Below are 15438 nucleotides of genomic sequence, written 5' to 3'. Positions count from 1 at the left end.
CAAAAAACCTAGCGCCTAACATTTCACACTAGATCAGTCAAAAAGATTGCAATATCCATAACAAACAATAAAATATACTGTAACAAGATCTCGTTTGTATATTTTCATTTTCTCCTACCTGAATCCAGATTTAAGAAGGAAGTTAAGCATGGCTGACCTGTCAGAGCCAACTATCATCTATTATGTGCAATCGAATGATAACATTTGGGCAATCACTGCCGATGGCCGCTGGCTTCCTATCACTGCCGATTCGATCATGCCTGAGCTTATGCTCTACAAAGTTAGCAGTGATGATATACAGATCGACGGCGACCAGCTTCCAAGCATTTTGATTGCTGGACAGAGTGAGGCTCTGCCACTGGATATTGCAGTGCGCATCGCACCTCATCTAAGTGGTCGTTTCGATGCCCTGCAAGAGCTGAGTTCCAGTCAAACAAGCAAAACATCAGACTCGGGGGATACGACACAGGATCAACAGGGAGTTAACTTAGGCTTTCAACTGATCGCCAATACAGAAAACAATTTAACACCAAGTTCGGGCTTCGATACCTCAGGTGACAGCCTAGATAAGCAAAGCGAGCAAGCACAAAACCAAGGTGTCGAACAAGACAGTTTTCAAACTCTCGAGCTAAGCGTAGAAATCCTCGATGGTGGCGATGGCCACATCAATCGTGCAGAGACCCCTATCGTCGACCTAAAAGGTCAAGCCATCGATGCCAGAGATGGCCAACAGTTGCTCCTTACGTTGACCGATATTCATGGTCAGCAGATCACCTTAAATGTATTCGTGACAGGTGAAATCTGGCAAGTCAACGAACTGGATATTTCGATATTGGCCGATGGCTTGATAACCGCAATTATCACGGCACCGACCTATCCGGGGATTGCACATAGAGGCGAAGACACCTCGATTAAGGATACGCTTGCCAGCATAAGCGTTGAGATTATCGACTCTGATGACGTCCTCAATTCAGCGGAAATGCAGGCAGTAGATATCCGTGGTCGAGTGAACAATGTTGAAGATGGCCAAACAGTAAGTGTAACCTTGAGCGACTCACAGGGTCACATCCTCATCATTGAAACTGTCGTCACTGCTGGCACCTGGTTGATACCAGCACAAGATCTATCCGGGTTTGAAGATGGCAGCTTACTCGTATCAGTTGAAGTTACGGATGTCGCTGGCAACACAGTAAATGCAACAACCGAGCTCCCCGTAGACATACTCACAGGCATTACTATCGATATAGATAGTGGACACGACACTGTAATTAACGCCAGAGAGACGCTGCACACAGATATTTCGGGGACAGTCACCGACGTAGAAGATGGACAACTAGTGACGGTCACTGTACGTGATAGCTTAGGTGGTGTACTTATCTTCACCACTTCGGTCAAAGGCGGTCAATGGAACTTAGACGATACAGATCTCTCCTCCTTAGTCGATGGGCCATTAATTTTTGAAGCGCAAGTTACCGATCTTGCAGGTAATCCAGTAAACGCCAACGATGAGAAGTTCAAAGAAACCGATGCCACTGTAACGGTCCAGGTTATCGATGCTGATGGCGTGCTTAACTCCTTTGAGTCTGGGGATGCTTTGTTAGCCGGACTCGTACACAATGTAGAGGACTCGCGTCCAGTATTTATCACAGTCACAGATAGCCAAGGTAACACTCTCTCATTTACTTCGATCGTTCTTAATGGGCTATGGCAGGTAAGCGATGCAGACCTTTCATCTCTGGCTGAAGGTACGCTCATATTGCATGCCATCACTTCCGATTTTGAGGGCAATATTGCGGTAGCTGAAAGTTCAATCATAAAAGACACTTTAGCCGATATTAGTATCGAAATTTTAGATAATGATAGAGTGATTAATGCACTCGAATTGGGCGGTATTAACGCTCAAGGACTTGTGAACAATGTCGAAGATGGACAAATCGTCACCATCATTTTCTCCGATGGAAACGGCCATTCAAAAACGGTAACCAGCATAATCACAAACGGCGCTTGGTCTGTAGCCGATGTCGACCTCAGCGGGTTTGACGATGGCAGCTTGACTGCATCAGTTCAAGTCAGTGACCAAGCTGGCAATCCGGCGACTGCAACGACCGATATTCTTGTAGATATCTTAGCCTCAGTAACAATCAATGTAGATACTGGCGAAGATACTGTCATCAATGCAACAGAGATGCTTAGCACGAATATCTTTGGCTATGTGACAGATATTGAAGATGGCCAAACAGTCAGTATTAGTGTTCGGGATATTAACGGTAAGGAGCTCTTATTTTCAGCACTAGTCATCGCTGGTGAATGGCGTATTGATGGCACAGATCTCTCATCCCTTGCCGATGGCCCCCTTTCTTTTACGGCACAAACTAGCGATCAAGCTGGTAACACGACAACATCAGATATCGGCGCCTATAAAGAGAGTCAGGCTGCGGTAACCATTCTGGCACTCGATCTAGATGGCGTACTAAATAGCACTGAATCGAGTCAAACCATACTGGCAGGGGTTGTACATAACATTGAAGATGGTCGTCCGGTAAATATCACAGTGACTGACTCTCTTGGAGTCAGTCTGAGTTTTACAGCGACTGTGGTCAACGGTATTTGGCGGGTTAAGGATGCAGACCTGTCATCGCTTGCCGATGGGCAACTTAGCTTATTTGCTACTTCCTCCGATTTTGAAGGCAATATTGCTGTTGCCAACAACACGGTAGAGAAAGATACTCAAGCCGAAATAACCATAGAAATAATCGACGCTGATAAAGTGCTCAATGCTGTTGAGATGACGACAGTAGAACTTAAAGGCACTGTGACAAATGTAGAAGATGGTCAAACTGTCACTGTGACACTGACAGATAACCTCGGCCATACCAGAGAGTTAACAGCCATAGTGGTAGATGGTGTCTGGATCCTTTCCGGAATCGATCTGAGTGAATTCGATGATGGCAGTTTAATCGCCAGTGCCAGTGTTAACGACCTTGCTGGCAATAGCGTATCCGCCGATACCAGTTCTCTTGTGGATATTCTTGCTGACATCAATATGCATGTAGATACCGGCACCGACACAGTCATTAACGCAACCGAGATGCTCAACTTGGATGTTTCAGGCACTGTCACCGATGTGGAGAACTGGCAACAAATTACGGTCACTGTCACAGACCAATTCGGAAACAGTCTAGATTTTATCACTTATGTTTTTTCTGGAAAATGGAAAGTCAATAATGCTGATATCTCAAGCTTGGAAGATGGTCCCCTAGTATTTGAAGCGACGACTTTTGATCAGGCAGGTAACCCCACGTCAACGGTTGACGAAGCATACAAGGAAACAAAAGCCTTTATTAACATCTACGCCATAGATGGAGACGGCGTGCTCAACGGAATAGAATCCAGTAACGCACTATTAGCCGGGTTTGTTCATAATGTTGAAGATGGGCGACCAGTATTAATCACTGTCACTGACAGTTTAGGGACGAGCCTTACTTTCACCACCAGCGTAGTCAATGGGATATGGCGAGTAAAAAATGCAGATCTATCGAGTTTAGTAGATGGAGAGTTATCACTTCAGGCTGATACCTCTGATTTCGAAGGTAACTTTGCTACAGGAACCAATATAGTTGATAAAGACACTAGCCCTGTTGAAGTCACTATAGAAATAATTGCAGGTACTGACGACACACTCAACTCATTTGAAACCCCTATAACAAGTTTACGTGGTCAGACGCTCAATATTGAAGATGGCCAAATAGTCACCATCTCTATCACTGATCAAAACAATCGAACTATGACATTCGAAGCCGTCGTAAAGGATGACTTATGGCAGCTCGACAACCTGGATCTCAGCTTGCTCGCAGATGGTCCTATATCAGCGACAGCTCTTGTCAGTGATATAGCAGGAAATACCGCGACATCCACGGATAATAAGAGCAAAGATGTCACAGCTGATATCGAGTTTAACCCGGCTTCAGAAGATCAAAGTATCAATATATTCGGATCTTTATTCGCTTTTTACAGCGGTGATATTTTAGATATTGAAGATGGTCAAACTGTCACTCTGACCTTTACCGACAGTAGCAACCAAGAACTCATCTTCACCACCATTATCATCGATGGGAAGTGGCAACTTAGCCATCTGGATCTGAGCGTGTTAGCAGACGGTCAGATAAGTGTAACGGCAGAAACCATAGATATTTTTGGCAATCCAGCCAGCGATACCACATCACTGCATAAAGATACTCAGGCACAAGTATCAATTGAAATCATAGATAACGATGGAGTCCTCAATGCCCAGGAAATGAGTTCTGTGCAGATAAGAGGCACAGTCACTAACATCGAAGATGGTCGTACTGTGCTAGTACTCCTATCCGATGGGACGAACACAATCACAGCCACTGCGATTATTTCGGGCGGGGCATGGCAATTAACGGCGCAAGATTTATCCGGTTTTCTAGACGGAGCGCTCATGGCAACAGTTTGGGTCAGAGATGCAGTAGGGAATTTTGCTTCTGACAATACGAGTCTACCTATTGATATTCTTGCTGACATAACTATCAACGTTGATAGCAGTCAAAATGTCAGTGATAGCATCATTAACGCCGCTGAGATGAACAAGGCCGATATCTCGGGCACCACATCGGATATCGAAAATAACCAGACGATCACAGTCACAGTCCGTGATGCCTCCCTCAATGAATTGACCTTTACCACCACTGTCATCAATGGTGTGTGGAATATCAATAATGCCGATCTATCCAGCCTCACAGATGGGCCCCTCACTTTCGAGGCCTCGGCTAGCGATCAAGCGGGCAATTTAGCAACAAGCAGCACATCTGTGCTCAAAGACTCACTCGCCGATATCAGCATACATATTGACAGTGGTAGCGATGAGTTATTATCCAGCAGTGAACTAGGCGCAGTGCTAATTTCCGGGACTACGACCAATATAGAGGTGGGCCGCACTGTTACGGTTAATCTAACTGACTCTGCCGGTAACACACTCTCGCTCAACACCACAATACAAGCCGGCGGGCTATGGTCGATTCCGCTGCAAGACTTTATCGCTTTAGGTTTCGTCGACGGCCTGTTTACCGCCATGGCGACTGTGACTGATCTCGCGGGTAATCCAGCCACGGCTTCGGATACCGCAACGTTAGATACTCAAGTAACCATAGATATAGACACAGGTGCCGATGGCTTCAATGTCGCCCTGTTTATGTATGGCGTACAGTGCTCTCTATCGGGCACTACCACAGGTGTAGAGCAAAACCAGACCGTGACGCTTACTGTCACAGATGGAGTCGATACTGTCACCTTCACCACCTTGGTCAACGCCGATGGAAGCTGGCAGTTTAATACTTTAGACGTCTCAAGTCTTAATAAAAGCAACACCTGGACCATGGACGTCAATGTCAGCGATCTCGCGGGCAACAGCGCTCAGGATCTGATGCCGACATTGGATCTTCCCGAGACTCATTTTCTGTTTGAGATATTCTTAAACCTAGATCCAACCACCAGCACCACAGTCGACTTAGATATTCCTGATGCAGCATTAAAAATATCGGCGGATCAGGCCAGACTGCTGACCATGACCTCAAATAACCAGGCCCTTAGCATCAATGTCGCCAGTGATGGATTGTCTTTCACCCTGACCCGAGATGGAGATGGTAAGACAGTGATGACAGCAAGCTTAGTTGGTGGTGCTCTACAGGTCACCTTGCATCAAACTATTGATGAGCTAAGCGGTATCAACACCACGACTTACATTCAGCTCGAGGCGCTACAGACTGACACCGATGGCACCACAGAGCAGATTATCACCTATGCCGTACTCAACATCTACGACACACCACCTCTGGCGGTGGATGATGAAGTCAGCATAATAGAAGATGTGATATCTAAGGGCTCCCTGACCGGTAATGATTACACAATAGAAGGGCCCTTGGTCCTGACTAAGATCAGTTACAACGGCACGGATTATCCCATTTCGGCAGGCTCTCCAGCCGTCATAGTCACCCCTCAGGGGACTCTGACGGTACAGAGTAATGGTAGCTGGCAATTTGTAGCAGCAGATAACTTAGACAATACCCAGAGCCAGAATTTCCAGTTTGACTACCATGTACTCGATGTCGATGGCAGTCCAGGCATGGCAACTGCAAATTTCACAGTTGAAGACGGCGCAGCTGGCCAGATGACGGATGTCGTCATTTTTACCCAAGAAGCCGATATAGATGCCAGCCTGAGCCAAAATGAAAACTTCACCATAACCGGTGGTTCGGATGCACTGCTGACATCGAGTCTGGCTTTTAGCTCCCTCACACCCAGGCATTTAGATAACCAGCTATTTACCAGTGGCGGCAAACTCATCAAGTTTGATCTATCCGCCGACGGTAAGTCACTGACGGCATATACCGAAGGCCTGCCCAACATCACCATATTTACACTCGTCTTGAGTAGCGTAAATAATGGCAACGACCTTGATGTTACCGCTATCTACGACCAATTCAGGCCACTGGATCATGATCTCGAAGAGATCTTAGACATAGAGACCCAAATCACCGCCACTGATAGCGATGGAACTGAGATAAGCCTAGGGAACCTGCAATGGCAGATCGCCGACGGCAACAATCCCCAACTGACCAACATCAGCCAACTCACCTTCGCCGAAGATGCCCTTGTCGGGCCGGCATTGCAACAAGCGGGACAGTTCGATGTCTTGGTAGGCAGTGATGCCATCACTTCGGTGACCTTCTCCGATATCGGCCAACAACCGGCTTTAACTGCAGGTGGCCAGACTATTGCTTACAGCCTCAGCGCTGATGGCCTGACTCTGACGGCACACACTGGCGATATCGCTAACCCGGTATTTGTCATAGTGTTAACACAAAACTGGAATGCAGAGACCGACAGTCTGAATCAGGATTACACCATCACGCTACATCGCGCCTTCGATCAAGTTGGTAGTGAAAATGTCGACTTAAAACTCACTGTCACGGATTTCGATGGCGACAGCACTCAGGCAACGCTGACCATGACGGTCAATGACGCTAGTGCGGCGACCATAGATAACATCAGCCTGAGTGTGAGTGAATTGCCCTCGGTTACGGCCTTCGATAATGATGATAGTGGACTATTTAACGTCAATGCCAGTAAGGATCCCATTGTCGATGTGCTGTTCGACGTTATCGATGGAGCAGAGGTCAAAAATACTGACGGCAGCACATTGACCCAAAATGGTGAAGCCATTCACTGGGTGATCAAAGATGGCGGCGCCAGAGTTGAAGGGATGACCAGCAGTGGTGAACTCGTGTTTACCATCACCTTGCCCTTAAACATCAATATAGGAGCGGGTACCAGCGGCACTATCGCTATCGATTTTACCTTACTCGGTCCCATCGACCACTTAGGTTCAGCCGACCTGATGGACACACTGGCAGTAAACGTCAAAGTTATCGACAGCGACAACACTACGGCGACGGGCCAGGTCAGCATAGATATCTATGACGGCAAAGAAGCCATATTACCCGAGCCAGTTGCCCTGCACATGACAGAGGGAAACCTCACCACCTCTAGCGTCATTTCCACCAGCGAAATAATGAATACCCTTTCAGGTGGCGACGATATAGCCAGTATAGAGCTAGCCGATGGCTTCACCTTAGGGGCATATAAGAGTGCAGGACAAGACATCAATTTAACCGGAACTGCGGATGGCAACGGCTGGTATACCGCCACACGAGACGTCGATGGCCAAACCGTGTTTCAAATTAGGTTCGGTGTCGATGGCAAGGTCGAATATAAACAATTCCTCTCTTTAGATCACGCCGATGCCAATGGAGAGAATGACTTAGATATCATCTTCCAAGTCCAGGCCCTGGATGCCGATGGTGATAAATCGACAAGCCAGACTGTCACTGTGACTGTGACCGATGACGTACCCGACGCTACCGCAAAAACTTTATCGTTTTTCGAATCAGCGAACGACGTCCACACGGTACAGATGTTCTCAACAAACGAACAAGGCGCAGATGGTGCCAGCGCCACTAAGGTCATCTATAAGGGAGTCGAATATGACATAGGTGTCACCATAGATCTGATGACAGATGCTAATCCAACGGCGGTAAAATATGGAGAGCTTGTCGTCGATGCCAATGGTTTAGCGACCATCACCTCATTCGAATTCGTCTACGCCGATCCCCAGTTTAGCGAGGTGGTCAGCATACGAGTTACCGACGCCGATGGTGATATCGTCATCGATACCTTGACCATCACCGCCAAAGATCAACTCGGTTCAGTGAAAGTATTCACCACAGATTTTGTCGAAGATACCACAGGCACTGTTGCCGTTCAGGCCTCTCCAGGTGATATTGATGCAGGCGAAGTCATTACCAGTCTGGTGTTCGATACTGCCGCTCTTCAGGGTGGAATACTCTTATTAGAGGGAGTCGAGCTGCCAAAAGATGGTATGGGTAACTATATTCTGTCGGGCAGTAATCTCAACATCGACGGACTTACGGGCGTCGCAATTCCCAACGGAAACTTGACCTATACTCCTGCAGAGGATGCATCAGATGCTACTGTGACGGCATTTTTTGATATTACCGTTAACATAGCCGGCAAAGGCCCTATCACCACCAGCGTCCCTATCACCATAGTCTCAGTGGCCGACGTGCCAGTATGGGACAACGCCAGCATATTTAGCTATAGCCTAGATGAAGATGACTCGGGCATAGCACTAACACTGGATGCGAATTCAAAAGATGAGAATGGTGTCGATGCCCAGGGCTCTGAGACCATCTCCTATATCATCACTAATATTACATCTGGTCTGACTCTAAATTCAGTCGGCGTCCCGATCACCGAAGGCATGACCATCAGTCAACATCAACTTGACAGCTTGGTCGCCGAAATCGGCGCTAACCTAGCCGGAAGTTTCACCTTCAACATTCAGGCTATGACCACCGAGAGTGACAATAGCGATACGGCACTAAGTAACATAGAGACAGTGACATTAGACGTCACCCCGATAGCCGATAAACCCACGCTCACCACCCGGGATATTCGCAGTGAAGAAGATGCCCCTATCCTGCTTAAAGATATTATCTCGGGAGAGCTAACCGATAATTCAGGCTCCGAAACCTTAAGCTATGAATTTACTTTGCCCGACGGCTGGTCTCTACAGGGAGATTCTGTGGTCGATCTTGGCGGCGGAGTCTGGACAGTATTAGCAATAGATGTACTCTCGGGCAATGCAAAACTGCTACCCGCCGTTGATGTCAGTTCGGCAAATGTCGGTGATTTCAGCATCACTATTCGCAGTTTTGCCACAGAGTCGATCCAAGATGGTATCGATCCCAAAGATAAGGTATTAAATCCAAACCCTAACTACAGCGATCCCGATACCATCACCATCTCTCTTAAAGGCGTCGCTAACGATGCTCCTACCATCAATGCTGACCCCGCAGTTTGGAGCATAGATAATGGCACAGGGGTGATATCCAGCGTCGTTAATTTCAATGAAGATCAAAATATCCCACTCGATTTTAGCATAGTCACCTCAGATGACGACGGCTCAGAGACATTGGATCTGCGCATAGAAGGCTTACCACTAGGGGTCATTTTTGTCGACGCCGGGGGAACTCCCGTGAACTTACCTGTGGTCGAATTCATCAATGGACAGCCTGTCTATGGTGTATCGGCCGCACTATTGGCCACCCTCAGCTTACAGCCAGTAGAAGATTTCAGTGGCCAAATCATTTTAACCATCTTTGTCGAGTCTACCGAGCTAGATGGCGACTCTTCCGACTATGAGCTGACCCTGAATATCGCTATAGCTCCAGTGATAGATGCCAACTCCGCATCTCTGGCCACCACGAGTTATGGTCTGGAAGATCATGCCATCCCACTGGACTTAACCCCGTTTATGGGCGCCGACTTAGATGGCAGTGAAACAGTAACGGGACTTATCATTCCGCTTCAAGGAGGCTCAGGCTTTATCCTCACCTTAGATGGCACCGAAGTCACGATTCCCATATCGGGCCTGGATGTCAGCAGCCTACTCGATAGCACCAGCCCGGATATTGAATCCTTGTTAGCCTCGGGTCGACTGGCCGTGGTTCCTCCACTGGATGCCGATGGCAGCTTTAGTTTCGATATTCAATACCAAATCACAGATACATCCGAGACAGGTGAAACCATAAGCGAATATGTCTCCTCTCAAGTGACTGTCATCGTCGATGCTGTGGTCGAGGCGAACACCCATCTTCAGGCTAATCATACCAACCTGATTAGCACAGACGGCAACGCCATCGATCTCACTAATCAGGTATTATTTTACGATGAAGATATCGATGGATCAGAAGTACTCGATTATGTCGTTATCATAGTGCCTAGCGGAGATGGCTGGTATATCAGTCACCCCAATGGCGCCATCAATGATGGTGACGGACGTTGGATAATTCCGGTCGACGGTATGACCAATGACACTACACAGGAATACGCCTTAGATATCCTTGCTGGGGCGACAATCATCAGTGAATTTGCCACGGGTCTGCAATTAATTACCGTCGAAGCCAGAGTATTGGACAGGGATGATGCCGACATTATCAGGGCTAACTTCTTCGTCCAATTTGATCAAGATGCAGGCACCAGCACGGCTACTGCAGTAGACCCATTACAAGCCACCCCGGCCGATGCCATCGAAGATAATGTTATAGATTTTTCGGGCCATCTCAACCTGAGCATCACCTCTGATATGAACGATCAGATAAGCTTCAGGGTCTTGGCCTCAGACCTCCCTCAGGGGGGCTACTTTACCGGCGCTGATGTCAGAGCCGTTTACGACTCCAGCGGCGAACACGTTATCGAATATGTGTTTACCTCAGCCTCACTGGTAAACCTGCAACTGCACAACATTAGTGCTGATTATGCTGGCGAGCTTAATATTCCTATCCGCATCATAGCCACAGACACCATAAGCGGTGATACTCAGATCGACGACACTCAGGTGCTGGAAATAGAAATAGTCCCCAGAGTCGATGGCGCTTCATTGACTATCACCAACAAGACTATGCTGGAAGATCAACCTATCCCCCTAGGGATAACCCTTAGCTTCCGGGACTCAGATTCCAGTCCAACAACGGGTGGAAATGAAACCCTTATTTTCAACGATGCTGGCAAGCCTATCTCAATCACCTTCCTCGATGGTGGTGGCTTAAACGATCCATCCGGACTCTGGGTTCTGAAAGCTGGCACCACAGATACTTACCTGTTCGGTGGTAACAATCTAGCTACGCTCAACGCCTCTCTGGCACTGATTCAGTTTGTGCCCCCTGAACACCTGAGTGGTAATTTCCGTTTCAAACTTGCGGGAACCTTAATCGATACCGCTAGCATCAATGGTAGCGACGTCACCCATGAGGCGAGTTTCGAAAATATCACCACTATCACAGTCATACCAGTAACCGATGCCGCCGACATGCCCACCACGACGCAGACTCTGACTGGGCTCGAAGACTCAGACATAGACCTATCAGCACTAGCCAATGGCTCAATAGGCCTCATAGATCTAGATGGATCGGAAGTGATCTTCTTGACCCTACATGGGGTTCCGGAAGGTGCTGTACTTTATTACCGAGATGGCGGGAACCTAGTACAACTCCCCAACAATGGGGTCGATGGCGGTAGCTTCGATGGCAGTCCCACTTATTCCTGGTCGGTAACTCAAGCTCAGCTAGCTAATCTGGTCATGAGACCGCCTCAAGATTTCAATGGCGACATCCCATTATCAATCCAGGCCATCACTCAGGAAATAGGCACTAATGACTTTGTCACTACTTCGACCGATATCATAATCGGTGTCTCTCCAGTAGCCGACGGTGTGCAGATTATTCAGGCTCCAGACAGCCTCTACAGCAGTCTCGAAGATGAGATAATCGTTATCGATCTAGAAGCAGAAGCATTGGAGTTATCCGGGAGCGAGCTGCTGCAACTCACCATAACAATCACCTCAGCAGATGCCTCCGCCTTGGTGGATCTCGACGGTATCAAGGTAGGCAGTGACTTCGTCTCCTTCACCGATCTCGGCGGCGGTGTCTTTAGCGCAAGTTTACTGATATCGGCAAGCAAGCTCTCTGAGTTTGAATTGCATCCAGGTAACCTTGCCTTCGGTACTTTAAACGTGCAGATGGATATCGCCTCAGTCGACAGCGCCACGGTTCTGGGTACCAATGAAACTGACACCAGCGCACCGCAAATCTTTAATTTTGTTATCGAAATCGAACCTGAAGTTGATGCACCAATCTGGACTCAGGTGGGCGATATTATCGCTAATGATCCTAACGATGTATCTCTGAACTTAGGCGTCGAGCTACAAAACCCTGCGGCCACAGAAACGGGAAATATGAGTATATTTGGCCTCCCCGATACCATGACCCTGTCTGCAGGCAATAAAGTAGGCAACAAGTGGATAGTCAATCTGGATGACCTAACCGATCTTAAGGTTATCGGGGCCGTCGATGGCGATACTTTCCAGCTGTATTTAGAACCTATTGCCGAACTCAATGGCGATACCGCGCTCGGCACTCTGCGCATCATCACAGTCACAGTCGATATCAACGCAGTCATGATGCTAAGCATCCCAGCAACAAACTTGTTGAGCAGCCAACAAGATATTATGGGCTCACAAGATATGATAGAGAGTCGAGCAGCCATAAAAGACAGCCTCTTATCCAGCGAGTCCTACGAGATAATCAATAGGCATGTCGATGATGAAGCGCCTCTGTATTCGGTTAGCCCAGACCTTAATATTGCTTTTGACACTGGTTCTAATACTGGCTCAGATACAGAATCTAAGCAGACATTGGATGATGAAGCGCCTCTGTATTCGGTTAGCCCAGACCTTAATACTGGTTTTGGCACTGGTTCTAATACTGACTCAGATGCAGAATCTAAGCAGACATTGGATGATGAAGCGCCTCTGTATTCGGTTAGCCCAGACCTTAATACTGGTTTTGGCACTGGTGATAATACTAGTTCTTATACTGGCTCTAAGTTGACTCCGGACGATGAATCCCCCAGCTATCATGTATCCGACAGTAACCAGCAAGCAACAGAAACAGAATTGACCCAAGCATTATTAGCCGAGTCCATAAGACGTTCACTGTCACAGGATGAGGCGCCGCTCTACCACACATCCCAAAGCCAACCTGAATCAAACAATACCCAGACTTTACCCTTTGCTGATGGGGCAAGCCGGGAGGCCCTCAACAATCTGCAAGATGAGATTAACTTAATGAGCCAACTAACATGATAGAGACTGAGTCAGGTTACGATCCTCTTTTAGCTGTCATCTTAGTCACTAACCGACAACTCGGGCTACAAGTCGATAGTGAGCGAATCACATCGGGCATAGCTTTGGTCAAAGGTAAGCTCACTTTAGACTCGATAGCCGATGCCTTCATCAATGCCGGAATTGATGCCGCTCCCCAGAGCCTGCCAGTTAAGAAGATGGCGCTGCCGGCTCTGGTTTTCAACAAACAAAAACACCCTTTCTATCTCGATAGCAAAGATGGATCGACACTGACACTCTACGATATTGAAGGACAGAAATGCACCTTAACTATGACTGAGTTTCAACAGGGCTTTCTTCATGATTCCTGGTATCTATCGCGCAAAGCCGAGCCTGATGAACGAGCAAAAGAAAACAGCATTCAAACATCGAGACATTGGTTAGTCGCCGCATTCGATGAAGTAAAGCCATTCTATATGAGCTTCCTGTTGGGCTCCCTCGCGATCAACATCCTCGCTCTGGTCACTCCCTTATTCACCATGAATGTGTACGACAGAGTCGTGCCCAACCAAGCCATGGATACCTTATGGGTGCTGGCTACCGGGGCTTCGATTGCTATAGCCTTCGACTGGCTACTCAGACAGGCTAGAACTCGTTTGGCAGATGTGGCGGGAAAAGAGGTCGATATCAGGCTATCTAACCTGCTATTTCGTAAAGTCTTGGGCATGCGTCTGGAGCATAGGCCCGCATCATCGGGCGCCTTTGCCAAACAGTTACAAGAATTTGACAGCATTCGGGAATTTATCACTTCGGCCACCTTAGTGACCGCAGTTGACCTTCCATTTACCTTGCTGTTTCTGATACTCATCGCCTGGTTGGGTGGCTATATGGTGCTAGTTCCTATCACCTGCATGGTGTGTTTATTGGTGATCAGCTTTTTCATGCAAAAGAAACTGATGGCCAGTATCGAGAACAGTTCTAAGTTCTCGACTCAACGTCAGGCACACCTGATCGAAATCCTCAATATGTTAGTGGAAACCAAGCAAAATAACGCTGAGGCTAAGGCGAAACACACCTGGGAAGACACCATCAAGAATTTGGCCGATTGGCAAAATGAGTCCCGCATTGCCTCTAATACCTTGACCCATAGCGTGATGAACAGCCAGCAACTGGTCACCATAGGACTGATTCTCACTGGTGTATATCAGATCTACGAAGGTAACCTGAGCATGGGTGGACTGATCGCTATCGTCATGCTTAGCGGCCGAGCCTCCAACGCCATCAATCAAATAGCCATGTTGTTGCTGAAATTTAAGCAAACCCAATCTGCGATAGTGGCTGTAGACTCCATTTTAGCGCTACCTCAGGAGCAGAATAATAGTTTAACTTCATCATCAAAAGTCCCCTTCGATGGCTCTATCACCTTACGTTCGGCGAGTTTCAGTTATCCGGACCAGCCGATACCTGCATTCAACGATTTAACCGTGACAATCAAGCCTGGTGAACGGATCGGCCTCTTCGGTCCGGCAGGCGCAGGCAAGTCTAGCCTGCTAGCGGCAATGGCCGGACAATATCAGCTGACTTCGGGGCAACTTTTCTACAATCAACTGGAAGCCCGCCAATGGTCTACGGCAAAGATACGTGACCATATTGGCTATATGTCCCAGCAACCTAACCTAATCTATGGAAGTGTGTTGGATAACCTACTTTTTGGCCTCAAAAATGTCGATGAAAATTTGCTGGCTAAGACCTTATTAACCACGGGAATAGACAAGTTGATGGATCGTCTCGGCAGTGGGCTGGATAGCCAAGTCGGTGAATTCGGACGTCAGCTCTCTGGAGGTCAGAGACAGGCCATATCATTCTGTCGCGCACTGCTTAGGCAACCTAAGCTGCTGCTGCTGGATGAACCCACCAGCGCCATGGATGAGCGCGCAGATAATCAGATCATCGCCTGCCTTAAATCTCAGCCCAGAGACTGCACTATGGTCATCTCCTCCCACAACCCTAAGGTGCTCAGTATTTGCGACCGCATCTTAGTGATGGATAAGGGCGGATTGATCACAGAACAAACACCAACAGATATGGCTAACTCGAGTAAACGTCGCATCAAGGCGGTGACTATTAGACCCAGGGAGGATCTAGCATGATGAGAG

2 protein-coding genes are annotated in these 15438 nt (G+C 47.8%); both read left to right on the top strand.

Features of this window, described 5'->3' with window-relative positions:
* Positions 1-148: 148 nt before the first annotated feature.
* Positions 149-13303: an adhesin gene (locus FS373_RS29745; RefSeq protein WP_152831340.1), complete on the top strand. Its 13155-nt coding sequence runs from the start codon at positions 149-151 to the stop codon at positions 13301-13303.
* Positions 13300-15432: a type I secretion system permease/ATPase gene (locus FS373_RS29740; protein WP_152831338.1), complete on the top strand. Its 2133-nt coding sequence runs from the start codon at positions 13300-13302 to the stop codon at positions 15430-15432. Before FS373_RS29745 ends, FS373_RS29740 begins: the two co-directional genes overlap by 4 nt.
* Positions 15433-15438: the final 6 nt, after the last annotated feature.

The organism is Shewanella sp. YLB-07 (assembly GCF_009377275.1).
The sequence above is the reverse complement of the archived record's forward strand: the minus strand, read 5'-3'. Positions and strand labels throughout refer to the sequence as shown.